22 protein-coding genes, 1 pseudogene and 1 riboswitch are annotated in these 20,540 nt (G+C 43.6%); of the genes and pseudogenes, 16 read left to right on the top strand and 7 right to left on the bottom strand.

The window, feature by feature from the left end; translation table 11 throughout:
• Window positions 1–32 precede the first annotated feature (32 nt).
• The 4 genes and pseudogenes from SynA1528_RS00680 to SynA1528_RS00695 form a co-directional block, all read right to left on the bottom strand.
• A pseudogene (locus SynA1528_RS00680) lies at window positions 33–324 on the bottom strand (SsrA-binding protein); the annotation flags it as partial.
• Between the two features lie 150 nt (window positions 325–474).
• Window positions 475–1,557 (bottom strand): hypothetical protein, encoded by a 1,083-nt coding sequence (locus tag SynA1528_RS00685; RefSeq protein WP_186587242.1) that lies wholly within the window; start codon window positions 1,555–1,557, stop codon window positions 475–477.
• Window position 1,558: 1 nt separating this feature from the next.
• On the bottom strand, window positions 1,559–2,707 hold the full coding sequence (locus tag SynA1528_RS00690) for a hypothetical protein (protein ID WP_186587243.1): 1,149 nt from the start codon (window positions 2,705–2,707) through the stop codon (window positions 1,559–1,561).
• Window positions 2,708–2,720: 13 nt separating this feature from the next.
• Window positions 2,721–3,704, bottom strand: coding sequence for a glycosyltransferase family protein (locus SynA1528_RS00695; protein ID WP_186587244.1), 984 nt, complete (start codon window positions 3,702–3,704; stop codon window positions 2,721–2,723).
• 170 nt (window positions 3,705–3,874) lie between these two features.
• Here SynA1528_RS00695 and SynA1528_RS00700 point away from each other — a divergent pair, with 170 nt between their 5' ends.
• On the top strand, window positions 3,875–4,858 hold the full coding sequence (locus SynA1528_RS00700; protein ID WP_186587245.1) for a glycosyltransferase: 984 nt from the start codon (window positions 3,875–3,877) through the stop codon (window positions 4,856–4,858).
• Window positions 4,859–5,359: 501 nt separating this feature from the next.
• On the opposite strand, the gene smpB is transcribed toward SynA1528_RS00700, so the two are convergent.
• Window positions 5,360–5,860 carry an SsrA-binding protein SmpB gene (gene smpB, locus SynA1528_RS00705; RefSeq protein WP_186587246.1) on the bottom strand — a complete coding sequence of 167 codons (501 nt, stop codon included), beginning with the start codon at window positions 5,858–5,860 and terminating at the stop codon, window positions 5,360–5,362.
• 50 nt (window positions 5,861–5,910) lie between these two features.
• Here smpB and ruvB point away from each other — a divergent pair, with 50 nt between their 5' ends.
• The 7 genes from ruvB to SynA1528_RS00740 all read left to right on the top strand — a co-directional run bounded on the left by ruvB (window position 5,911) and on the right by SynA1528_RS00740 (window position 12,119).
• Entirely contained in the window at window positions 5,911–6,957 is a 1,047-nt protein-coding gene (gene ruvB / locus SynA1528_RS00710; RefSeq protein WP_186587247.1) for a Holliday junction branch migration DNA helicase RuvB, read from the top strand.
• The gene (locus SynA1528_RS00715; RefSeq protein ID WP_186587248.1) at window positions 6,954–7,718 is read left to right on the top strand and encodes a tetratricopeptide repeat protein; all 765 of its coding nucleotides are present in this window, start codon (window positions 6,954–6,956) and stop codon (window positions 7,716–7,718) included. The genes ruvB and SynA1528_RS00715 overlap by 4 nt, the downstream gene beginning before the upstream one ends.
• Before the next feature lies 1 nt (window position 7,719).
• The gene (locus SynA1528_RS00720) at window positions 7,720–8,901 is read left to right on the top strand and encodes an amidohydrolase (RefSeq protein WP_186587249.1); all 1,182 of its coding nucleotides are present in this window, start codon (window positions 7,720–7,722) and stop codon (window positions 8,899–8,901) included.
• On the top strand, window positions 8,898–9,125 hold the full coding sequence (locus tag SynA1528_RS00725; protein ID WP_186587250.1) for a DUF3188 domain-containing protein: 228 nt from the start codon (window positions 8,898–8,900) through the stop codon (window positions 9,123–9,125). The genes SynA1528_RS00720 and SynA1528_RS00725 overlap by 4 nt, the downstream gene beginning before the upstream one ends.
• Window positions 9,122–9,736: a HEAT repeat domain-containing protein gene (locus tag SynA1528_RS00730; protein ID WP_186587251.1), complete on the top strand. Its 615-nt coding sequence runs from the start codon at window positions 9,122–9,124 to the stop codon at window positions 9,734–9,736. The genes SynA1528_RS00725 and SynA1528_RS00730 overlap by 4 nt, the downstream gene beginning before the upstream one ends.
• A 32-nt stretch (window positions 9,737–9,768) precedes the next feature.
• Window positions 9,769–9,876, top strand: a riboswitch (TPP riboswitch).
• 46 nt (window positions 9,877–9,922) lie between these two features.
• Window positions 9,923–11,287: a phosphomethylpyrimidine synthase ThiC gene (gene thiC, locus SynA1528_RS00735; protein ID WP_186587252.1), complete on the top strand. Its 1,365-nt coding sequence runs from the start codon at window positions 9,923–9,925 to the stop codon at window positions 11,285–11,287.
• Between the two features lie 28 nt (window positions 11,288–11,315).
• Entirely contained in the window at window positions 11,316–12,119 is an 804-nt protein-coding gene (locus tag SynA1528_RS00740) for a hypothetical protein (protein ID WP_186587253.1), read from the top strand.
• Window positions 12,120–12,476: 357 nt separating this feature from the next.
• Here the strand turns inward: SynA1528_RS00740 and SynA1528_RS00745 are convergent, their stop codons facing one another.
• Complete coding sequence (locus SynA1528_RS00745; RefSeq protein WP_186587254.1) at window positions 12,477–12,845, bottom strand: hypothetical protein; 369 nt, start codon at window positions 12,843–12,845, stop codon at window positions 12,477–12,479.
• A gap of 11 nt (window positions 12,846–12,856) precedes the next feature.
• Here SynA1528_RS00745 and SynA1528_RS00750 point away from each other — a divergent pair, with 11 nt between their 5' ends.
• The 8 genes from SynA1528_RS00750 (at window position 12,857) to SynA1528_RS00785 (ending at window position 19,736) form a co-directional block, all read left to right on the top strand.
• On the top strand, window positions 12,857–13,609 hold the full coding sequence (locus SynA1528_RS00750) for an SDR family NAD(P)-dependent oxidoreductase (RefSeq protein WP_186587255.1): 753 nt from the start codon (window positions 12,857–12,859) through the stop codon (window positions 13,607–13,609).
• Between the two features lie 4 nt (window positions 13,610–13,613).
• Complete coding sequence (locus SynA1528_RS00755; protein WP_186587256.1) at window positions 13,614–14,378, top strand: sporadic carbohydrate cluster 2OG-Fe(II) oxygenase; 765 nt, start codon at window positions 13,614–13,616, stop codon at window positions 14,376–14,378.
• Window positions 14,368–14,814: a hypothetical protein gene (locus SynA1528_RS00760; RefSeq protein ID WP_186587257.1), complete on the top strand. Its 447-nt coding sequence runs from the start codon at window positions 14,368–14,370 to the stop codon at window positions 14,812–14,814. Before SynA1528_RS00755 ends, SynA1528_RS00760 begins: the two co-directional genes overlap by 11 nt.
• Window positions 14,815–14,829: 15 nt before the next feature.
• Window positions 14,830–15,348 carry a DJ-1/PfpI/YhbO family deglycase/protease gene (locus SynA1528_RS00765; RefSeq protein ID WP_186587258.1) on the top strand — a complete coding sequence of 173 codons (519 nt, stop codon included), beginning with the start codon at window positions 14,830–14,832 and terminating at the stop codon, window positions 15,346–15,348.
• A complete protein-coding gene (locus tag SynA1528_RS00770; RefSeq protein WP_186587259.1) occupies window positions 15,341–17,110 on the top strand; it encodes a thiamine pyrophosphate-binding protein in 1,770 nt (589 codons plus the stop codon). The genes SynA1528_RS00765 and SynA1528_RS00770 overlap by 8 nt, the downstream gene beginning before the upstream one ends.
• 442 nt (window positions 17,111–17,552) lie before the next feature.
• Window positions 17,553–18,254 carry an enolase C-terminal domain-like protein gene (locus tag SynA1528_RS00775; protein WP_186587260.1) on the top strand — a complete coding sequence of 234 codons (702 nt, stop codon included), beginning with the start codon at window positions 17,553–17,555 and terminating at the stop codon, window positions 18,252–18,254.
• Window positions 18,251–18,958, top strand: coding sequence for a methyltransferase domain-containing protein (locus tag SynA1528_RS00780; RefSeq protein WP_186587261.1), 708 nt, complete (start codon window positions 18,251–18,253; stop codon window positions 18,956–18,958). The genes SynA1528_RS00775 and SynA1528_RS00780 overlap by 4 nt, the downstream gene beginning before the upstream one ends.
• Window positions 18,951–19,736: a hypothetical protein gene (locus SynA1528_RS00785; RefSeq protein ID WP_186587262.1), complete on the top strand. Its 786-nt coding sequence runs from the start codon at window positions 18,951–18,953 to the stop codon at window positions 19,734–19,736. The genes SynA1528_RS00780 and SynA1528_RS00785 overlap by 8 nt, the downstream gene beginning before the upstream one ends.
• Here the strand turns inward: SynA1528_RS00785 and SynA1528_RS00790 are convergent.
• Window positions 19,724–20,539, bottom strand: a complete 816-nt coding sequence (locus SynA1528_RS00790) for a hypothetical protein (RefSeq protein ID WP_186587263.1) — start codon at window positions 20,537–20,539, stop codon at window positions 19,724–19,726. The two genes, SynA1528_RS00785 and SynA1528_RS00790, sit on opposite strands and share 13 nt — an antisense overlap.
• Window position 20,540: the final 1 nt, after the last annotated feature.

The raw sequence follows: 20,540 nt of genomic DNA on the forward strand, positions 1-20,540 counted from the left end.
TTCACCCTGTCCTGTCGGGCGGACCCGCTCGATCAGTAACGTTCAACCGCTGCTTTCACATCCTTTTTGGATTGCTTTTCCTTTTCGGCGGCGCGTTTGTCGTGCAACTTGCGATCTTTTCCCAGGCCGATGGTGAGCTTGATCTAGGAGCCTTTGAGGTGAATGTTGAGGGGGATCAGCGTCAGCCCTTTCTGATCCACCAAACCGCGCAGCTTCGATCTCACGGCGATGGGTCAGCAGTTTGTGGGTGCGCAAAGGGTCGTGGTTGAAGTAGCTGCCGGCGTGGGTGTGGGGTGAGATGTGCACGTTGTGCAACTGCAGATCAGGCAGAAGCCATCGCGAGGGTGGCTTTGCCGTTGCAGATCGACTTCACCAAGGTTTCCGACAACGAAGAAAATATTTGTTTCGATGATTGTATTTTTAACTAAGAGTTTTAAATGACATTCACTGAAGGCTGGGCGTAAACTCAAATTACTAGTTCAAGACGTTGTTCAGCAATTGTGTCCATTTTTTTTCGTTTGCTTTAGGAGAAAAGGGTAAGAGAATGTCTTCTCGTAAGCTTTTATATCTCAATGAGAGTTGATTATAATTTTCAATCGCACTATGAAGCATTGAGCTGAAATTCTCGCCTAACAATGATAACGAATTTAGTTCCTTATAACTTGGCAGCGGACTTGCTACACAGATACAACCTGCCCTGATTGAGTCAACTAATCTGTTGTGGCTAGCACCTTGCTTCTCTGGGTCATTAGGATTGCTCGGTATTAGTGAGATGTGAGCCCTTGCCAATTCCTCATTGAATTGTTTTGGTTGCATGTAACCATTCCATTCTACAAATCTATAGTTCCATTTTGGATATACATCTGGATTTTCCTTTAAAAAATTTCTAAAATAGTTTACAGCGTTTGTGGCTGTAAATACTGTAAACTCAATATCATAAGCATCAAATTTACTTTGGGCAATATCTAAAAGTTTTTGATGTAAATAACAAAGATTCAACGCAGCACCAAACCATATAATTTTTATTGAAGAATTTTTATTGAGATTTTTGTAGTCTTCAAGGCTTTTGATTTGCCAGGGATCTTCAATTACATGAAAATGTAAGCCACTTCTCGAAGAACTTTGAGCAAGTTGCTTTAAAGACGACGTAGGACATACAACATGATCAGCTAAAAATAGTAAATCTCTGTAAAACTCACCTCTCTCATCTTTTCTGTTTAGGTGATGATTACTGTATAATACAATTATGGGTATACCCATACGTTTCATTCTGGCAACTGCTGACAGGTTTGCAACATTGCACTTAATATCATCTCCGATCATTTTGCCTACCAAGCATATCCTTGGTAGGCCAAGACATTCGAGATATTCCGGAAACTCAGTGCTGAGACTTAGGCTTTTTGCTTGCATACCAATTGATTTAGCCGCATTAAGTGCAGGAATTAATTGAAGCCGTGCAGATGCGAGTTGAGAATAAGAATTTTCTTGTAAAATAGTTTCAGTTAAATCTCCATATCTGTCCCTATAGAAATTAAGAGCGAGAATTTCGTTTTGCATCTTATAGAAAAATTGGATTGCAAGTATCAATATTTTTACTCTTCACCATTGTATTCTTTTGAATGTCACGAAGTATTAGCTCCCAGTTCTTAATATTAGTCGCCGGGTCAAATGGTGAAACTAATTTTTCCCTGTAGATGGAATACTTATCACATAATCGATCATAATTTAGTATCGCAGCTTTTAAAAGTTGATTAAAATCTTTGCCGAGAAGGCATATTTTTGATAATTCTTTGTAGCTTGGCATTGGACTGGCAATCGGTATACATCCCGATCGTATTGAGTCAATAAGGCGATTGTGGCTTACCCCAATTTTTGCCGGATCCTCAGGATCGGATGGAATCACTGCAATATCTATTTTGCTTAAGAAGTTCTCAAGCTGCTGAGGCTGGCTATTATTATCCCATGTAATCATTTCAAATTTCCATTTGCTTTTTGCAAAAGCTTTGTCTTGAATTGTGACTTTGATTAGTTCATGACTTATGGGCCTACCAAGAAATCGAAAGGTTAATTTCATCCTTAATAGAGCAGGGTCTTTGATTTGCTTTAATGCATTACATAAATATGCTGTGTTATTTGGAGCACCAAACCATCCTATTGTGTAAGCTTTGTCCCCCATTTTTTTCCTGTAATCCTTTAGGTTTTTAATTTGCCACGGGTCACGAATCACGTATTGGCATAAATTTTTTCTTATATATGCACTCGCTAGTTTTTGCATCGCAACGCTAGGGAATATGATTGAATCAGCATAATAAATAAGATCTGAATAAAGTTCAGCAATATTATTTTGCTTGATAATTTGGTGGTCACAGTATAGGAGTGATATATGAGTTCCTTTTCTTTTCAATCTTGAAATTGCAGCCAAGTTTGCCATTGCCATGCTGTGGGATAGTAATTCGTCTGTTGTAGACATTTTTCCTACAAGGCAAATCGACGCATTCCCCAAATGTAAAAAGTCGTCTGGATGAGCACTGTGCATACTCCACAATGATCTATCAAAATTTAGAGTTTTTGCGGCAATCAATGCGGGATACATCTGTAGCCTAAATGAGGCAAGGCTTGCATTGCTAGATTTTTTATTTATTAATTCACTTAGTTTTTCCCCGGACTTATTTTCAATGAAACTCAAGCAGATTATTTTCTTGTCCATGTTACTTTTTGAATTAGGATTCACTATTTATGATGCTTTGTACTATTGATTGCCAGTGAAGCTTGTTTGCTGTTGGACTAAACCTTTCAATTATATTACAGCGATTTGCATCATACTGCCTCCGCAATAAATATTGATTTTTGGCTACATAGCTCATCATGCTTGAGAAATTATTCCCTATAATGGCCAGACTTGAGAGCTCTTTGTAGCTCTGCATAGGGCTTGCTATGGGTATGCATCCAGCTCTTATAGAATCAACCAATCTATTATGACTTACCCCTAACTTTGCCGGGTCATTTGGGTCTGATGGAATCAGTACAATTTCTGCTCTATGCAGTTCTTCCTGAAGTTGATTAGGTTGGTTATTATTTTTCCACTTCAAATATGTAAATTTAATTTTTTTTGCTGAAAGATTAAGTGACTTTACTTTATTTTTTATAAATTCAATCGCTTCAAGAGAGCTCAAGATAGTCAAGCGTAATTGCTTGTTTTGACTGTCTGAATGATATATTTGGGGTAGTATATTTATAAGGTATTGAGCGTTTAGTCCGGAACCAAACCATAGTAGATTTAAGCAATTTGAACTTGAGCTCTTGTGATAAGAATGCTCCTCTACTTGCCAAGGATCTTCTACTACATATATGTTCTTGCCCTGTCCAAGGGAGTGGTTTTTTAAAGATTCTTTTAGCGCCTGTGTGGGGCAAATAATTAAGTCTGAATAATAAATTAGATCCCGGTATAGCTCGCCAATCCTTGTTTTTTTTATTATGTGATTATCACTGTAGATTAGTGCTTGGACAGATTTACACCTTTTTTGTCTACATACCGCTGCCAAATTAGCCATTGCCATGCTGCTGATCAGGTGATTGCTATTTGCCGATAATTTCCCTACTATTGTCAAAAAAGATTTTTCTTTGAATATTTCGGTATTTAGGTGTTCAGAGTGTAGACTAAATCTCTTGCATTTTATATTCATTTTATTGAGAGCCTCATACAAGGGATAAAGTTGCAGCCTTGTTGAAGCTAAGCTTGAGTTTTTGTATGATTGATCGAAGTTGAGCCTGCCCTTTTTATTAATCATAAACTCTAAAAATATTGCGCTTCTTGATATATTCATAGAAATGAATGCTCATATTGATATGCTAGCATCTAAAAAATTTTGTTCTTATGCCGTCGATAGGTATTTATCATGGAGATGAAGACTGGGTATTAAAAGGTATCGGTCAAGACTTGGCGCGATCCTTCAAGGCTTTAAGCGTTCCTGGACTTGAGATTCAGACTACGGATCAAGTGTTTAATAAAATTCGTTTAAAAACGGATTTTCATCTGTTCGTACAGCAAGGCCAACTAAATGAAAATTGTTCGAACAATCCTGAAAAAGTGCCGGAAGGCTCAATATGTTTATTTACTCATTTAGATATTCGTAATTTTAAGCCAAGAATTCTCCATAAGTGTAAATATGTAATATTTAATTCGTCCATTCAATTGTCACAAGCTATCGCCAATGGATATAACCCAGTAAATGCGGTGCTCAAGCCACATGCTGTAGACCCAGATTTACATAGAATTATTAGTGAGGATGATCCAAAAATGCAATTTGTGCTTTCAGATTTGCATAAGAAAGGTTATCCACATTCGATGCATTCATCTGTTGGTTTTTGTGGCCGATATTGGGATAAAAGTACTTACACAAGACGAAAAAATTATGATCTAATTAAACTTGTTATTTGCGATCTTCTCGATAAGCGTATTCCGGTCTTAGTTATGGGTCCAGGTTGGAAGGACTTTCTCGAATTGTCCTCTGAATATTTGGTAGTTGTAGAAACAAAATACAAAAACTATCCATACTATTACAATCTAATGAGGGTTTTTTCGAGTTTATCAATACATGAGGGTGGGCCTTTGCCTTTGCTTGAGTCGATGTGTTGTGGCGTATACCCAGTTGTTACTAATACAGGTTTTGCGTCAGATATTATTTCTGATAAGCAACATGGAACTATTGTTTCACCTTTTGACAAACCAGCTCATCAAGCTGGATTATTGTCAGACGTCTACTTTACCCATCGAATAGATGCAGAAGCTCTTAGAGGTCGAGCTTCTAAATTCAGTTTCTCTTCTTTGTCTAAAGTGATTTTGAGATTGGTTCTGTAGGCTCGGGGCATCGCCATTTATATTCAAGATTTATTGACTAATGCATGTGCAGTAAAAAATTCTGAGAAAAACTGCTAAGCATCAAGCAATAAGCTTCAAGTAAATATCGTTTGTTTAATTCCTTAATTTTCTTTGTTTTTGCCTGTCGTCTCTGTCAGCATTCAATTGATTTGCGTGTATCTGCAGGCCGATAAAATTTTTAATCTGGTTATTTCGCTCTGCAGGGATTAATCGTCTATGTCCGGATTTCTTTGTGCTTTTGATTAAGAAATAGATTGCGTTGTTTTTTGACTGTACTCTATTTCCTTGCTTCGTTTGAATGAATTAGATTTTGCTATTTGCCTGGATAGTTCCCTTGTTCAGGTTCAAATTTTGCTTAGAGCCTTTCGCTAAGGCGCGTGTTGATAATCGCCTTAATTATTTTTCTCTTTGCTTGATTCTGTTCTTTGATGCGGATCGCTCTCGTTCACTTTTTCTTGATGTGGATGTGGGATTACCTGATCAGTAACGTTCCATCGCTGCTTTCACATCTTTTTTGGATTGCTTTTCCTTTTCGGCGGCTCGTTTGTCGTGCAACTTTCGCCCTTTACCCAGCCCGATGGTGAGCTTGATCCAGGATCCCTTGAGGTGAATGTTGAGTGGGATCAGCGTTAGGCCTTTCTGATCCACTAGGCCGCGCAGCTTGTCGATCTCACGGCGATGGGCCAGCAATTTGCGGGTGCGCAGCGGGTCGTGGTTGAAGTAGCTGCCGGCGTGGGTGTGGGGTGAGATGTGCACGTTGTGCAACTGAAGCTCTCCATTACGGATCATGCAGAAGCCATCGCGCAGGTTGGCTTTGCCGTTCCGGATCGACTTCACCTCGGTCCCCACCAGCTCGATGCCGGTTTCCAGGGTTTCGAGGATCTCGTACTGATGTCGTGCCTGCCGGTTGTCCGCCAGCATCCGGTTGGCTGCGGCTCGCGCCGCGGCTGCGGCTGCTTTTTTCGCTCCTCCCTTGGCCATGGCTCCGGTTGCGTCTTCCGACCCTATCCAGGTCTGGGTACCCTGCCTGCATGGCGATTGTCTCCTCCAGCTCCGGTCGCAAGCCACCACGCCGCCCCGAAGCGCTGGTGGACCCCCAGCCGGCCCCTGAAGAGGTGGTGAGTCGGCCGGAAGACAAGCTTCGGCCCCAGCGCCTGGACGACTACATCGGTCAGAAGGAGCTCAAGCAGGTGCTAGGCATTGCGGTGGAAGCGGCGCTTGGCCGTGGCGATGCCCTCGACCATGTGCTGCTCTATGGCCCGCCGGGCCTGGGCAAAACGACCATGGCCATGGTGCTGGCCGCAGAAATGGGAGTGCAGTGCAAGGTCACCAGCGCACCAGCTCTGGAACGCCCGCGCGACATCGTCGGTCTGTTGGTCAACCTGCAGCCCCGCGACTTGTTGTTCATCGACGAGATTCATCGCCTGAGTCGGGTGGCGGAGGAGTTGCTCTATCCCGCGATGGAAGACCGTCGCCTCGATCTCACCGTGGGCAAGGGCAGCACGGCGCGGGCCCGGTCTCTCGACTTGCCGCCCTTCACCCTGGTGGGGGCCACCACCCGCGCCGGATCGCTGAGCTCCCCGCTGCGGGATCGCTTCGGCTTGATCCAGCGGTTGGAGTTTTACGGCCAGGATGATTTGGAAGCGATCGTGGAGCGCACTGCAGGGCTGATCGGGGTCGCTCTCACATCGCAGGCCCGCAGCAGCATTGCCGCCTCGTGTCGCGGTACACCCCGGATTGCCAACCGCCTGCTTCGCCGGGTGCGTGATGTGGCCTGTGTGCGAGGCGCCGGCACTGGTGCCATTGATCAAGCTCTGGTGGGGGAGGCACTGAGCCTGCACCGCGTTGATCATCGCGGCCTTGATGCCAGCGATCGGCGCTTGCTGCAGCTGCTGATCGACCACCACGGTGGCGGCCCGGTGGGCCTCGAGACCCTGGCAGCGGCCCTTGGCGATGACCCCGCCACCCTTGAGACTGTGGTGGAACCCTTTTTGCTGCAGCAGGGGTTGCTGATGCGCACCCCCCGCGGCCGGATGGTCACCGATGCAGCCCGCAGTCATATCGGCGAGGCGGCATGAATCGGATTTTGGTGCTGCTTCTGAGCCTGGTGCTGACGCTGCCGGTGCATGCCCTGGATCTGCAGGGGCTCTACGAGCAGGCGCTGACGGCAAGCCGTCAGGGGGATTTTGTGGAGGCATTGCCCTTGTGGGACCGCTTCCTGGAGCAGGCCCCTGAGGATGCAGCAGCGCTAAGCAACCGCGGCAATGTGAGGCTTGCCCTTGGGGATGCGTCTGGGGCGATCGACGACCAGAGCGCCTCGATGGCTCTGGCGCCGGAGGAAAACGATCCGCATCTGAACCGGGGTACGGCAGAGGAGGCCCTTCAGGACTGGTCCGCGGCAGCCGACGACTATCTCTGGATTCTGGAGCGAGATCCGCAGGATGCCTCGGCCCTTTACAACTTGGCCAATGTGCGCGGCTCGCAAGGGGACTGGCCTGAGGCGCGAGAGCTTTATAGCCAGGCTGCCCTCGCCCGCCCCGGCTTCGCCATGGCCCGATCTAGCGAGGCGCTGGCGGCCTGGCAGGTGGGCGATCTCGATTGGGCGGAGGCGGAATTGCGCAAACTGATCCGCCGATATCCCTTGTTCGCCGACGCTCGGGCGGCCCTCAGCGGCTTGCTTTGGCGCTCAGGATCCAGTGGTGAAGCCGAAAGCCACTGGGCCGCGGCGGCCGGGCTGGATCAGCGTTACCGCAAGGCTGACTGGCTCCAGCAGGTGCGCCGCTGGCCACCGCAACCTACGGCGGATCTGATGGCGTTCCTGGCCTTGGAGGCGTCCTGAGATGACCCAAGCAGCCTCCCTCTCCGATCGACTCAGCCGAGAGCTGCCTGAGCTGCTGCAGCTGCGCCGGCATCTGCATGCCCACCCCGAACTCAGCGGCGAGGAACATCAGACGGCTGCCCTGGTGGCGGGCGAATTACGTCAGCTGGGTTGGCGCGTACGCGAGGGAGTTGGCCGCACCGGGGTGCTTGCCGAATTGGGTCCTGACCACGGCCCCACGGTGGGCTTACGGGTGGACATGGACGCCCTGCCTGTGGAGGAGCGCACCGGTCTGCCCTATGCCTCCACCCGCCAGGGCTTGATGCATGCCTGCGGCCATGATTTGCACACTTGCACGGGCCTTGGTGTCGCACGCTTGCTGGCTCAGGAGCCCCGTTTAGGGGCTCAAGTGCGGCTGCTGTTTCAACCCGCCGAAGAGTTGGCCCAGGGGGCGGTGTGGATGCGAGAAGCGGGGGCGGTGGAGGGACTCGATGCGTTGTATGGCGTGCATGTGGTGCCGAATCTGCCGGTGGGCACGGTGGGAATCCGGCGGGGCTGTCTCACGGCGGCGGCCGGTGAGCTGGAGATCCTGGTGCAGGGGGAGGGCGGCCATGGCGCCCGTCCCCATCAGTCGGTGGATGCTGTTTGGCTTGCGGCTCGGGTGATCACGGAGCTGCAGCAGACCATCGCCCGCCGCTTGGACGCCTTGCAGCCGGTGGTGGTCAGTTTCGGCAAGGTGGAAGGGGGTCGTGCCTTCAACGTGATTGCCGATCAAGTGCGCTTGCTGGGCACGGTTCGCTGTCTGGATTTGCAGCAGCACGCCCAGCTGTCGACTTGGATTGACGACACGGTGCAGCGGATCTGTGCCAGCGGCGGCGGCACTGCTGTGGTGAACTACCGCTGCATTGCCCCACCGGTGCACAACGATCCGCAGCTCACAGACCTGCTGGAGCGCTCCGCGGTGGAGTGCCTGGGCCGAGCCAAGGTGCTGCCAGTGGAGCAACCCTCCCTGGGGGCCGAAGACTTTGCTGAGTTACTTCGGGATGTGCCGGGAATGATGGTGCGGTTGGGGGTGGCTGGGCCGGAGGGGTGTGCGCCGCTGCATAACGGAGCTTTTGCCCTGGAGGAAGGCGCTCTCGGTGTGGGCATTGCTGTTCTCACGGCCACCGTGCTGGCGTGGATCACGGAGAACACGTCGGCATGAACCAACGTCGTGCGGTGATTTGGGTTTCCCTCGGGGCCCCGTTGCTGATCCTGCTCGCGTTGCTGGCCACCAACCAGCGTCAGGGCAAGGACCGGGTGCAGGTGCTTCCAGCAGTGCTGGTGGGTTCGGGTCTCGTCATCAGCAGAGTTCTCGGTCGGCAGCGCCGCCGCGCCAGGCTGTTGGCCGATCTTCAGCGGGCGCGCACCCCCGGCAGAAACCCATGAGCGAGAGAGATCCGCAACGTCCTGATCTCGAGGCGGTCCGTCAGGCCATTGCCAGTGGGGATCCGGTCCAGGCGATGCCGGCGATCACCCAGCTCCGCCATTGCACGGACGCTGAGGCGGTGCCGTTACTGGTGCTGGGCACAGAGCAAAAACCGTTCTTGGTGCGTTCCTTGAGCTGCAGCGGACTGGGTTACAAGCGCACCGAACAGGGCTGGAACGTGTTGAGTGCGTTGATCACTGCCGATGAAGACCCTAATGTGCGCGCTGAGGCCGCCAATGCTCTGGCCAGCTACGGGGTGGAGCGGGCTTGGCCTTTGCTGCGGTCGGCATTTGAAGCCGATGCCGCCTGGTTGGTGCGCTGCAGCATCCTGTCCGCCCTTGCGGAACAGCCCGCCATCGATCTGGGTTGGTTGCTGGAGTTGGCGACCATGGCGATCACCGATGCGGACGGCACGGTGCGGGTGAGTGGTGCCGAAATCCTCAGTCGTATTGTGCAGGATGGAGGTCAGCAGCCGATTGGCGAGCAGGCGAGAACCCTCCTTCAGCCGCTACAGCAGGACGGCGACCACCGTGTGGTGGCTGCGGCACTGAACGGATTGCAGCGGGGTTGAAGGTCCCACCTGCGGGACTCTTGCTAGCTTTTGAACACCACTAGGGGTGTCCGGGTCTTCTTACAAGGCTTGGACTGAGATCACACCCTCCGAACCTGAAACCGGGTCATGCCGGCGCAGGGAAGTGTATGAGCGTGATCTGTGGCTATCTAGTCGACCTCTGGGCTGTCCGTTGCACTTCAGATCATGCGCGCTTCCTGGGTTGAATCTCGAAAGGGCCAGGCAAACGTCTCTCAGATGCATTACGCCCGCCAGGGAGTGGTCACTGAGGAGATGGCCCATGTCGCCAAGCGCGAAAATCTGCCCCAATCGCTAATCATGGAAGAGGTTGCCCGGGGGCGGATGATCATCCCGGCCAATATCAACCACGCCAATCTTGAGCCGATGGCGATTGGTATCGCCAGTAAATGCAAGGTGAACGCCAACATTGGTGCTTCACCCAATGCTTCTGATGCGGCCGAAGAGGTGAAGAAGCTGAAGCTGGCGGTGAAGTATGGCGCCGACACGGTGATGGATCTCTCCACCGGCGGCGTCAACCTCGATGAGGTGCGCACGGCAATCATTGATGCCTCATCGGTGCCGATTGGCACGGTGCCCGTTTATCAGGCGCTTGAGAGCGTGCATGGCTCCATCGAAAAGCTCGACGAGGATGATTTCCTCCACATCATCGAGAAACACTGCCAGCAGGGGGTGGACTACCAGACGATTCACGCTGGTTTGCTTATTGAGCACCTACCCAAGGTGAAGGGGCGCATCACTGGCATTGTCAGCCGCGGCGGCGGCATCCTGGCTCAATGGATGCTGTATCACCACCGTCAGAACCCGCTCTACACGCGGTTTGATGACATCTGCGAAATCTTCAAGCGTTACGACTGCACGTTCTCCCTTGGTGACTCGCTGCGCCCCGGTTGCCAGCACGATGCGTCGGATGCAGCTCAACTGGCCGAATTGCACACCCTCGGGGAGCTGACGCGCCGTGCCTGGAAGCATGATGTTCAAGTGATGGTGGAGGGTCCAGGCCACGTTCCCCTCGATCAGATCGAGTTCAATGTGAAAAAGCAGATGGAGGAGTGCAGCGAAGCCCCCTTCTATGTGCTCGGCCCCCTAGTGACCGATATTGCTCCCGGTTACGACCACATCACCTCCGCGATCGGTGCGGCAATGGCCGGTTGGCATGGCACGGCGATGCTCTGTTACGTGACGCCGAAAGAGCACCTCGGTCTGCCCAATGCTGAGGATGTGCGCGAAGGCCTGATTGCCTACAAGATCGCGGCTCATGCGGCAGACATTGCCCGTCATCGCCCTGGTGCTCGTGATCGTGACGACGAGCTCAGCCGCGCCCGCTACAACTTCGACTGGAACAAGCAGTTCGAGCTGTCCTTGGATCCTGAGCGGGCAAAGGAGTATCACGATGAAACCCTGCCGGCTGACATTTACAAACAGGCTGAGTTCTGCTCAATGTGCGGACCAAAGCACTGCCCAATGCAGACCAAGATTACCGATGAAGATATTGATAATTTACAGAATAATCTCAAGTCGATAACTGTATAAGATGAAGTCATTTATATATGGACATTGTGTGGGGCATGCCGGTTCTACTTACTTATCGAAATTGGTAAAGTATCTTTATCCGGAACTTGCCGTTGTACACGGAAAAGAAGTTACCTTGCAAAAATATAATGAATCTTATATGTATAAACTCCCGGAAAATGCATCCAATATATTTTCCTCAGGTGGAAGTTTGTTTGGTATTCATTGGGATCGTGCCGCATTCAATCCATACTTAAGTTTTTTGAAAGAACAAAGCACCAAGGATTTTGTATTAGCCAGAAATCTTGAGGAACAAGTCTGCTCAATGTATGCGCACTCCCTAAATCGTTACTCAGTGGATGAAATGAATCCATCTAATACTTTTATTCAAATGCTTATTTCGAAAGTTTCGATTCTGGGTCAAATAATTAGTTTAGCTGGTAAGAAAAATATTTCATCAATAGTAATTGCACGAATAATACCATTAGTATTTTATACCTGGCGCATCACCTATTTTTATCATTTATTCAATGAACTGGAGCACAAGAATGATGAATATATCTTTATGGAAGATCTTTACTCAAAACCATCTTCAACATATACTTTTTTGAAGAAAAATTTCGGTTATGTAAATGAGGAAAACTGGGAAAAAATGGAGTCTTTTTCAGCATCAAAAAACGAACATCAGAATAATAGAAAAGATAAATTGACAAAATTAATTCGATCCGACGAGTTTCGTTATGCAGCAAATTATTTTAATCAATTAAATCCGTTAAAATTAAAGTTCAGTAAATCCATTCTTAGCCATAAACGCTCTTTCCAATTTTTGCTAGACATAGGATTTGAATTGTAAATTAATTAATAATTGAATGATAGTCTGCTGCATTAATGGTTGACGCATAATTTGCATGAATATATGGAATATTAAGCATTCCGTAACAGATCTGTAGGTAAATCTGTTGTCACTAATCATAGAATAACAGTAGAATCAATTCTTCAGATAATATATTTATCACCCTGGTAAATACCCTACTTGTTTTGTCAATATGTGGATATCCACCAAATATATCGCTAAGAAGTGTTCGGTCGCTTCTATTTGTTGAATCTGATAGTCATCAGAAGTTTTATCTATATTTAGCAAAATTATTTTCGTATTTATGAAATTGTGATTTTGCATTGTGCCTAAATACCTTGACCTTCCAAATATTGTTCAATGATTATTTAAATAGTCTTTCAGTTCTTCTTTAATGCATAAATCAATTTCAGAGAGTGAGTTTGAGATGATTTCATCAAACGATAATGGTAAAAAAATTTCATTTGCAACCTCAAATCTACCATAAAAGCTTAAGTCACTCCCTCTTTTAAAATGACATAATCTATTCGCAATAAGCTGTGGACTGATGATGATTCCAAGATTGCCTACCTGTGATTGTAAATAAGAGTGAGGTACCGAGGAGTTATTTGTGATTATAAACGTAGCACTAAAATAGGAATTTAAATATTGAAGAAGAGGGAAGTTGATGTGATCTCCATCAGTAAGAGTACCGTCCCAATCTATTGCAATAATCTTCTTTTTCATGTATAATTGGTTTGAAGTCACTTTCTAGCATGTTAAAAAAAAGTGTACTAATTGTTGGTTCAAGTTCTGGATTGGGGAGAGCACTATTTGATTTATATTCATCTAATGGGGATAATGTTACCGGTTTAAGCCGATATAGAAATTGCTCAGTCCTAGATGAGCATCAATTAAAAGGTGATATTCATAAGTATGATTTATTGCAAAGTAATACACAAAAAGATTTTAATCATATTGTTATGAATATGTCATTTTTCACCCATTGCATCTTTTGTGTTGGAGGAGGCTATGGAATAAAATCAATGATGCCCTCTTTTGATGATTTGCTTTTACTATTAAAACTTAATCTCTTGGTTCCGGCCGCTCTTGTGAGATCATTATTTGATATGAAGAAAATTAATAATATCACTAAAATATGTTTTATATCTAGTATAGCCGCAGAAGAAGTGACTGCATCTGTTGGATACACAACAGCAAAATTAGCTCTCAATGGTTATTCTAAACTTCTAAGTAAGTATGACAATAAGGTAGGGCCTGTGATGACTGTGAAACTGGGGGCTGTAGAGGGTTACGGAGCAGCATTTGATAGATTAAAGGTAAATAATAAACCAGCCTACGAGGCATTTATACATGAACGGCTTAATGGAAGTTTTCCAATGCATGCGACCAATGTTGCTGAAGCAATTGTTTCTTTGCTAGATTTACCCTACAATTTAGTAAATGGTCTCACCATCAAATTGGACAATAGCGAGTCGTCAAAGGTTTAATCTTATGAGTCTCTACACTAGTGGCATACAAAAATATAGCTTGCCAAATGATAGTTTGACGAACCAACTAATTGATTCTATCATCAAGGCAACTTCTGAATATACCGATAAAAGCTTCATTTCAGGTTTAGATCATATTCATGATTTTGTGGATGATAATGAATTAAATGAATACAGATTAAGTATTATCCAAAAGCTAAATTATAATCAGTTTGCAAGTAAACTAATTTTTTCTCATTGCAAAGAGATTCTTACTAGTATTTTAGGCCCCGATATTGCTATACAAAAAAATGTGGGATTATCAATTCAGATGCCAAACGACTCGAGTTCCCTTCTGCCTATACATAGTGATGTTTTTAGTAGTGACTGCTCACCTTATGAGCTCGTGATTTGGATTCCCTTAGTCAAGTGTTATAAGACAAAATCTATGTTCTACTTGCCCTTTGACCATTGTTCTAGTCTTCATGAATACCTACATTTACTAAGCTCAAATAACATTTCGAGTATCGACGAATTTCAATCAAAGTTCCAAAATAACTATAAATTTTTAGAAATCACCCCCCCATCTTTTGCTCTTTTTTATCATTCTATATGGCATGGGAATGTGATTAATTGCGAGCCTGAAACGAGGTGGTCTATAAATCTGAGAGTAAAAGGATTATTTACGCCATATAAAGGAAAGCAGATAGGAGATTATTTTACAATTGCCCAAATTTCAGATGCAACAAAACTTTCTTCATTGATCGATGAGATATATTATGACTCATAAAAGAGCATTTGGCTATATTTCCAGTACTCCATTTTGGCGAGGACAGTATATTCCGCAAAAAATTCAAAACCTCATCGTGCGCGATTATTGTATTCAAAGGGATATTAATTTCGTATGGTCTCTTCCTGAAATTTCATTAATTGACTCCTCTTTGTCTTTTAATGAACTTTTACGTTTAAGGAATGAAAATGATGTAACTGACATTGTATTTATCTCGTCTCAGATGCATAAACCCAATCTTCTCAGATCTATTATAAACACCTGTTTTGCTGAAAATGTAAATATTCATTTTGCTATTGAAAATGAAGAATACAATTTATGCTCAACTGTATATCCAGAAGTGGCCATCAACAAACTAATCTATGAATCTATGATGGCTTCACATCGCCGTGAGGTCCCTGCTTCACTGCTAGCTCAGTATGCTAAAATTAAATGATATACAATTAAAAGCATGAGATCATTGATTTGTGTTGCATCAAATTTCCAAGATGAAGAAGTTATTTATCCATTCTATAAATTACAAGAATTCTCTGAGGTGACGATTGCTTCTTGTGACGGTAAAACAGTTTATGGTAAGTATGGAGTCCCTGCGAGGGCGTCGAAGCGCTTCTCCGAAATTGACACTAATGAATATGATATATTGATTATTCCAGGCGGATTTGAGTGTCCAGATCGTCTAAGAATTGACGATGAATGTATTCGAATTGTTCAAGAGATGATTGATAAAAATAAGGTTGTAGGTGCGATATGTCATGGTCCTTGGGTTCTCATTTCTGCAAATCGCACAAAAGGTCGTGATATGACTGGATATAAAGCAGTCCATATTGATCTTTCCAACTCAGGTGCAAATGTTTTGGATAGTAGTGATGTTGTAGTTGACGGGAATTTAGTAACTGCTCCACACTACAAGAACAATCCACAATTTATGCTTGCTGTTCAATCCTTGGCCACCAATAAAAGCCATGTCTGAGAAAAAAATATTTACCGCATCAAATTTAATTGTACAGTTTTTAGAGAATATAGATGTTTCAACGGTGTTTTGCGTTTCTGGCGGCTCAATCCATAATATTATTGCTGCAATCGATTCGTCAGATAAAATTAAACTTGTACCTTGTTATCATGAGCAAGGTGCAGTCTTTGCAGCCGAAGCATACGCACGTGAAACAAATAATCTTGGCGTTGTTCTAGTTACGTCGGGTCCAGGTCTGACTAATATTGTCACAGGAATTTCGTCATGTTGGGTAGACTCTATTCCCCTACTTGTTATAGCTGGTCAGGTTCTTTCGTCTCAGAGAATTAGTGAGCTGGATATTCCGATTCGTCAAAGAGGTGTTCAGGAATCACCCACACACGAATTGGTTCGGCCAAATGCTAAATCGAGTTATTCAATATCAAAATCTTGTGATCTATTATATTATTTACAGATTGCCTCTCGAGATGCCCAAACCGACAGGAAAGGGCCTGTGATTCTTGAAATGCCTGTTGATACTACATATATGTCACTACCTTTGGAAAGAAAAAATTATTCTTGTTTTTTGCCCAACAACCTCCAATCTAATATTGCAAAGACATTACCAGCCCAAAAAAACGAATTACTCATTGACCGACTGATTGGTTGTCTTTCTCAATCCTGCTTGCCTTTGGTTCTTTTAGGAAACGGAATCAGATCACTGTCGCAACAATCAGTTAATGTTTTGATTGACTTTTGCGTAAAAAATTCTATTTTCTATTCTTACACTTGGGCTGTAAAAGATATTATCGAGCCGATTTCTCATACTGCTTTATGCGTTGGCTCACCAGGAATTTTTGGGTCTCGTTCGGCTAATGCATGTTTGCGCCTTAGTGATTTTGTATTAGTTCTAGGTTCATCGTTTTCTTATACACATAGTGGTTATCGCTTGAGTAAGCTTAATATGGATAAATTTCATATAGTTGATATTGATTCATCGCAACTTGCTAAGCCTGAATTAAATCAATCTAGTAAGATTGTAGCAGACCTTAGGGTTTTCTTGCCTCATTTGTTCGATAGAATCCCATACGATTTCAAGCCTTTTCATAATGATAGTTTAGAGTTTTCTTCACGTCTTAAAAAATTCGAAGAGCATGATCTTATTTATAATGATAATAGCAGCATTTATTTGATAGCTCAGTCCTTGAATGAATATCTCTTTTCATCCAAAGACAACATCACTATTGTAACCGATATGGGTACATCTTTTACTGCTTTTCATGGCTTTCTCCGCTTGCACGGTGGGCGCATGTTTACTGCTTCTGGTCATGCACCTATGGGTTGGGGGCTTCCTGGGGCAATAGGAGCCGCCATGGCAGCTCCGAACAAAAAAATCATATGTCTTACTGGGGATGGTGGCCTATTAATGAATGTCCAGGAGCTTATGCAGCTTTCTTATTATCAGTTGAATATATCGATTATTTTATTGAATAATGGTGGCTATTCAACGATTATGAAAACCACATCACGCTACCATGGTAAGAATCTTGCCTCTGATTCCAATTCAGGTGTTTGCATGCCTTGTTTTAAGGATTTAGCCAAAGCCTATAATATCCCTTTCTCTTCAACAAATCATTACTCTAGTATTCATACTCAAATTCTTCCTAATAGCCCTCAATTCATTGAAGTTATTGTGTCACCTGATGAGTATATTGGTCCCAGGCTTATGCCCTCCGATAGCATTGATGATGAACACCTTAATATGTATCCCTATCTTAATTAAATTTTTTTAGATACCAATGAAGCTGATTTTTCATCAATGCGAAAAACCGTTAGTTCAGTCAATGAAGATATCTCGCGGTGGGTTTCAATCGCGAATTCACAACATATTTGAGTTAAGATTAAATAATCGATCTTTTTACTCAGAAGTTATAGGTGATTCCTCTCTCATAAAATACCTAGTCTCGAAGCTTTCTGCATACATTAAGGCTTATAATCCTCTCGACGTCAGTGCTCTGTTTGAATGTATTGCTAGCTGGCCAAATACTTTTGTTTATTTAGAGTCTGCCAGCAGCATTCACTCCATAATATGCGCATTTGATTGGCTTTACTGTGTTTATTCTTCATATTCGCAGAATATATCCTTATATGAGTATTTAGGTCTTCCCATAGCTACCTCAAACCAATGCCCTATATATGCCTCTAACTTTTATATGTATGATGATATGAGTGACTTTGAATCTCAATTCTCTGGGTTTGATTTTTCAAAAACGAATAATATAAAAGTTCATTTAGGAGCAAATGCAATCGAAGACGAGTCTGATTTCTATCTAGTGCTTGAGAGATATATGCATCGCGCTGATTCTATAATGATTGATTACAATTGTGGATATAACCTATCAGCGCTTGTTGACATTCAAAATGTATTGCTTCGATATCCTAATTTGTCTAATAAGTTATTATGGGTAGAAGAACCTACTCACCCCAATTTCTCTAAATATTGGAAAGACCTGTTATTTTTTGAATGTGCGGCAGGCGAGAATCATCATGGTGTTGAAAGTCTTTTTCAGTTGACTAATTGTAATGTAAAATACATCATGCCTGATCTTGGAAGAACTTTAAAAGTATCTGAGCTTCCATCTCTAATAAAGAGACTTGAAAAGTCAGATTCATCTATTTCCTTTCATAGTTTTTCAAGTGGTTTCTTGTCTTACATTACATTATATCTAACATTGTCTCTTGATACGAAGCATCAAATGTTTGAATATGACTTTTCTGATAACGCTTTGCTCGATGAGATTCTTCTTGATTCCTTCCAAATTAAAGACGGCTATGTAACACTTAATAGCTCAGTCTTATTTGATTTGAATTTACCTTCTACACTAGATGGTTGGTATACTACTAGTATCGAACTTTTTGAAGCATGAAACCAATTGATCTTAACTCATTGAAGAACTATCTAGACTTAGGGTATTTTTCTTCTTCACCTGGTACTAGACGCAGTATCAAAAGAAATATAGCCAACAAAATGCGAGCATGGGAGCTTTCGTATGATTACTATGATGGAGATAGAGATGACGGGTATGGTGGTTTTACCTTTGATGATAGATGGAATGCTTATCTGCATAAACTGTTTATATCTACCAATCTAATCTCATCAGCTAACCCGAATCTTTCTGTATTAGATGTTGGCTGCAAAAAGGGATTTTTATTGCAATCTTTAAGGAAATTGTACCCTAATGTCTATTCCGTTGGAGTTGAAAATCATAGATATCCATTAAGTGTTGCTGACTCTTCGATAAAGTCGAGGCTGCTTTTGTCTGAATATTATAATCTTCCATTTGAGGATCATTGCTTTGATCTCGTTATTGCATTCTCCTCCATCTACATGTATAATTTAAAAGGTGTGATTAATTCAATACGTGAGATTCAGCGCGTCTCCTCTAATACCTCTTATATCTCTTTGGCTGCTTATAATCATGACTGGGAAAAAGATATCTTCATGAATTGGACACTTCTAGGAACAACTTGCCTCCATATTTCTGAGTGGCTTGATATATTTAACGATTTAAATTACACCGGTTATTACGTCTTTACTACTCCTACACTTTTGGGTTTTTCAAATGATTGATAAATCAGCTCCCAATGTTTCTAGTAGTGACTCCCTAGCCAAAAGATCTTGTGTAAAAAAGCCGTGGGGATATGAGTTCGAATATTTTGAAAACACTGATGTCTCTATTTGGGTACTTTGCATGGGTTATATGCATAAGAGTGGATACCTAATGGATGACAGCAAGACTTCATTTCATATGCATGAACATAAAAGCTCAACTGTATTATGTATAGATGGTGCTATAATGGTTGAAACATTCTCGGGAGCAAATATACTTCGTCCTTTTGAGTCAACTAAGGTTTCAAGTAAGGAATTTCACCGTGTTTCTTCGTATCTAAATTACGGAATTGCTCTTGAAATTGAGTCTCCTAATGACCGCAACGATATTGCGCGATTATTCGATAGTCACGGACGTGTAAATAAGGGATACGATTGGAACCACTCTGATCTTTCTGATTTATCTATATTAAAGTCAGAAGTCGATTTTTCGAACAATTTCCCTAATCTTACTTTGATTGATGCTGAAACTGGTGTTAGTTCTTTGCAAATTTATAATAAGAATAATACAACATACATAACAGGTGTCTCTGTTGACCAATTAGTTCAAACTTATGATTCAGGATCTGTATTTATCTGCACTGAAGGCAAGTTAATTGACAAAAACAACAAAACTATTTTACTTCCGTCTTCTGTTTATGTAGTCGAAAATCTTGCTATGCTATCAGAAAGATTTTTTGCTCATAATCATGGTTTAGCAAATCTAAGTGGCTTCATTGTTACTAGTTATGCAGCTTGAAGTGTTTTTCTTTTCTTTACGCAATCACTATCATTTGTATATAATCCTAAAAACCACCTAATATCTCCTCCTTTACCTTGTATTTTATTTACGCCATGTATTATCCTGGCTGAACCAACTCCCATGTCACCTGGTAAAAATAGACCCTCAAGTTCCTGCTGTTCTTTTTTTGAATTTAGCGCCCAAAATCCACCCCCCATAAAGTCATGTCCCTGTTTTGACAAATAACCTGAAATAAACAATCTTTGGTTGTGGTCAGGGTCTTGATGCGCTGGCAAATAACCACTGTTTGCATGGTATTGAACAACTTGAATACGATCAACATAACCCTCCTCAGGCTTTGAATGTTCAGCAAAGTCTTCACTCCTGCCTCCCAATACTTTATAGAGCCTCCAACGTCTATTGATTAATGCAAATAGTTCCTTTTGATCATTCCATGGGAAAAAGTACGCTGCTTGCTTTACAATTGGTACTGAATATTTCTTGGCAATTTCCGGTGTAATATTTCTCCAGTAATCTGGAATCAATCTATCCATTTTATAGAAAGTACTTTCTGTTTTCTCCTGAAGATTAAGCATTGACTCTTTTATGAAATATATCTCTTCTTTGCTAAAACAACTTCTAATCACTAGAAATGCGCCTGTAGACAGTTCTTCTACTAAAGACGTAAACATATTCGCACCCTCTGCAACTACTGTTTCTAACTCATGAAAGTCTATCTCCACTATCTTAGAGAAATGCTTACATTCGAGATTTCTATCGGCTTCGTCCCAGATTATTTTGGCTTTTGCAAAATTGTCCATT

Origin of the sequence: Synechococcus sp. A15-28 (genome assembly GCF_014280175.1) — a bacterium.
Taxonomy (GTDB): Bacteria; Cyanobacteriota; Cyanobacteriia; order PCC-6307; family Cyanobiaceae; genus Parasynechococcus.

What these genes read in the sequence shown, in the direction of transcription:
- SynA1528_RS00760 (WP_186587257.1), top strand. Translation starts at nt 14,368, where the DNA reads ATGACTCATAAAAGAGCATTTGGCTATATTTCCAGTACTCCATTTTGG.
- SynA1528_RS00785 (WP_186587262.1), top strand. Translation starts at nt 18,951, where the DNA reads ATGATTGATAAATCAGCTCCCAATGTTTCTAGTAGTGACTCCCTAGCC.
- SynA1528_RS00700 (WP_186587245.1), top strand. Translation starts at nt 3,875, where the DNA reads ATGCCGTCGATAGGTATTTATCATGGAGATGAAGACTGGGTATTAAAA.
- SynA1528_RS00780 (WP_186587261.1), top strand. Translation starts at nt 18,251, where the DNA reads ATGAAACCAATTGATCTTAACTCATTGAAGAACTATCTAGACTTAGGG.
- SynA1528_RS00790 (WP_186587263.1), bottom strand. Translation starts at nt 20,539, where the DNA reads ATGGACAATTTTGCAAAAGCCAAAATAATCTGGGACGAAGCCGATAGA.
- SynA1528_RS00730 (WP_186587251.1), top strand. Translation starts at nt 9,122, where the DNA reads ATGAGCGAGAGAGATCCGCAACGTCCTGATCTCGAGGCGGTCCGTCAG.
- thiC (WP_186587252.1), top strand. Translation starts at nt 9,923, where the DNA reads ATGCGCGCTTCCTGGGTTGAATCTCGAAAGGGCCAGGCAAACGTCTCT.
- SynA1528_RS00690 (WP_186587243.1), bottom strand. Translation starts at nt 2,707, where the DNA reads ATGGACAAGAAAATAATCTGCTTGAGTTTCATTGAAAATAAGTCCGGG.
- SynA1528_RS00725 (WP_186587250.1), top strand. Translation starts at nt 8,898, where the DNA reads ATGAACCAACGTCGTGCGGTGATTTGGGTTTCCCTCGGGGCCCCGTTG.
- smpB (WP_186587246.1), bottom strand. Translation starts at nt 5,860, where the DNA reads ATGGCCAAGGGAGGAGCGAAAAAAGCAGCCGCAGCCGCGGCGCGAGCC.
- SynA1528_RS00745 (WP_186587254.1), bottom strand. Translation starts at nt 12,845, where the DNA reads ATGAAAAAGAAGATTATTGCAATAGATTGGGACGGTACTCTTACTGAT.
- SynA1528_RS00715 (WP_186587248.1), top strand. Translation starts at nt 6,954, where the DNA reads ATGAATCGGATTTTGGTGCTGCTTCTGAGCCTGGTGCTGACGCTGCCG.
- SynA1528_RS00775 (WP_186587260.1), top strand. Translation starts at nt 17,553, where the DNA reads ATGAGTGACTTTGAATCTCAATTCTCTGGGTTTGATTTTTCAAAAACG.
- SynA1528_RS00685 (WP_186587242.1), bottom strand. Translation starts at nt 1,557, where the DNA reads ATGCAAAACGAAATTCTCGCTCTTAATTTCTATAGGGACAGATATGGA.
- SynA1528_RS00755 (WP_186587256.1), top strand. Translation starts at nt 13,614, where the DNA reads ATGAGTCTCTACACTAGTGGCATACAAAAATATAGCTTGCCAAATGAT.
- SynA1528_RS00720 (WP_186587249.1), top strand. Translation starts at nt 7,720, where the DNA reads ATGACCCAAGCAGCCTCCCTCTCCGATCGACTCAGCCGAGAGCTGCCT.
- SynA1528_RS00770 (WP_186587259.1), top strand. Translation starts at nt 15,341, where the DNA reads ATGTCTGAGAAAAAAATATTTACCGCATCAAATTTAATTGTACAGTTT.
- SynA1528_RS00765 (WP_186587258.1), top strand. Translation starts at nt 14,830, where the DNA reads ATGAGATCATTGATTTGTGTTGCATCAAATTTCCAAGATGAAGAAGTT.
- ruvB (WP_186587247.1), top strand. Translation starts at nt 5,911, where the DNA reads ATGGCGATTGTCTCCTCCAGCTCCGGTCGCAAGCCACCACGCCGCCCC.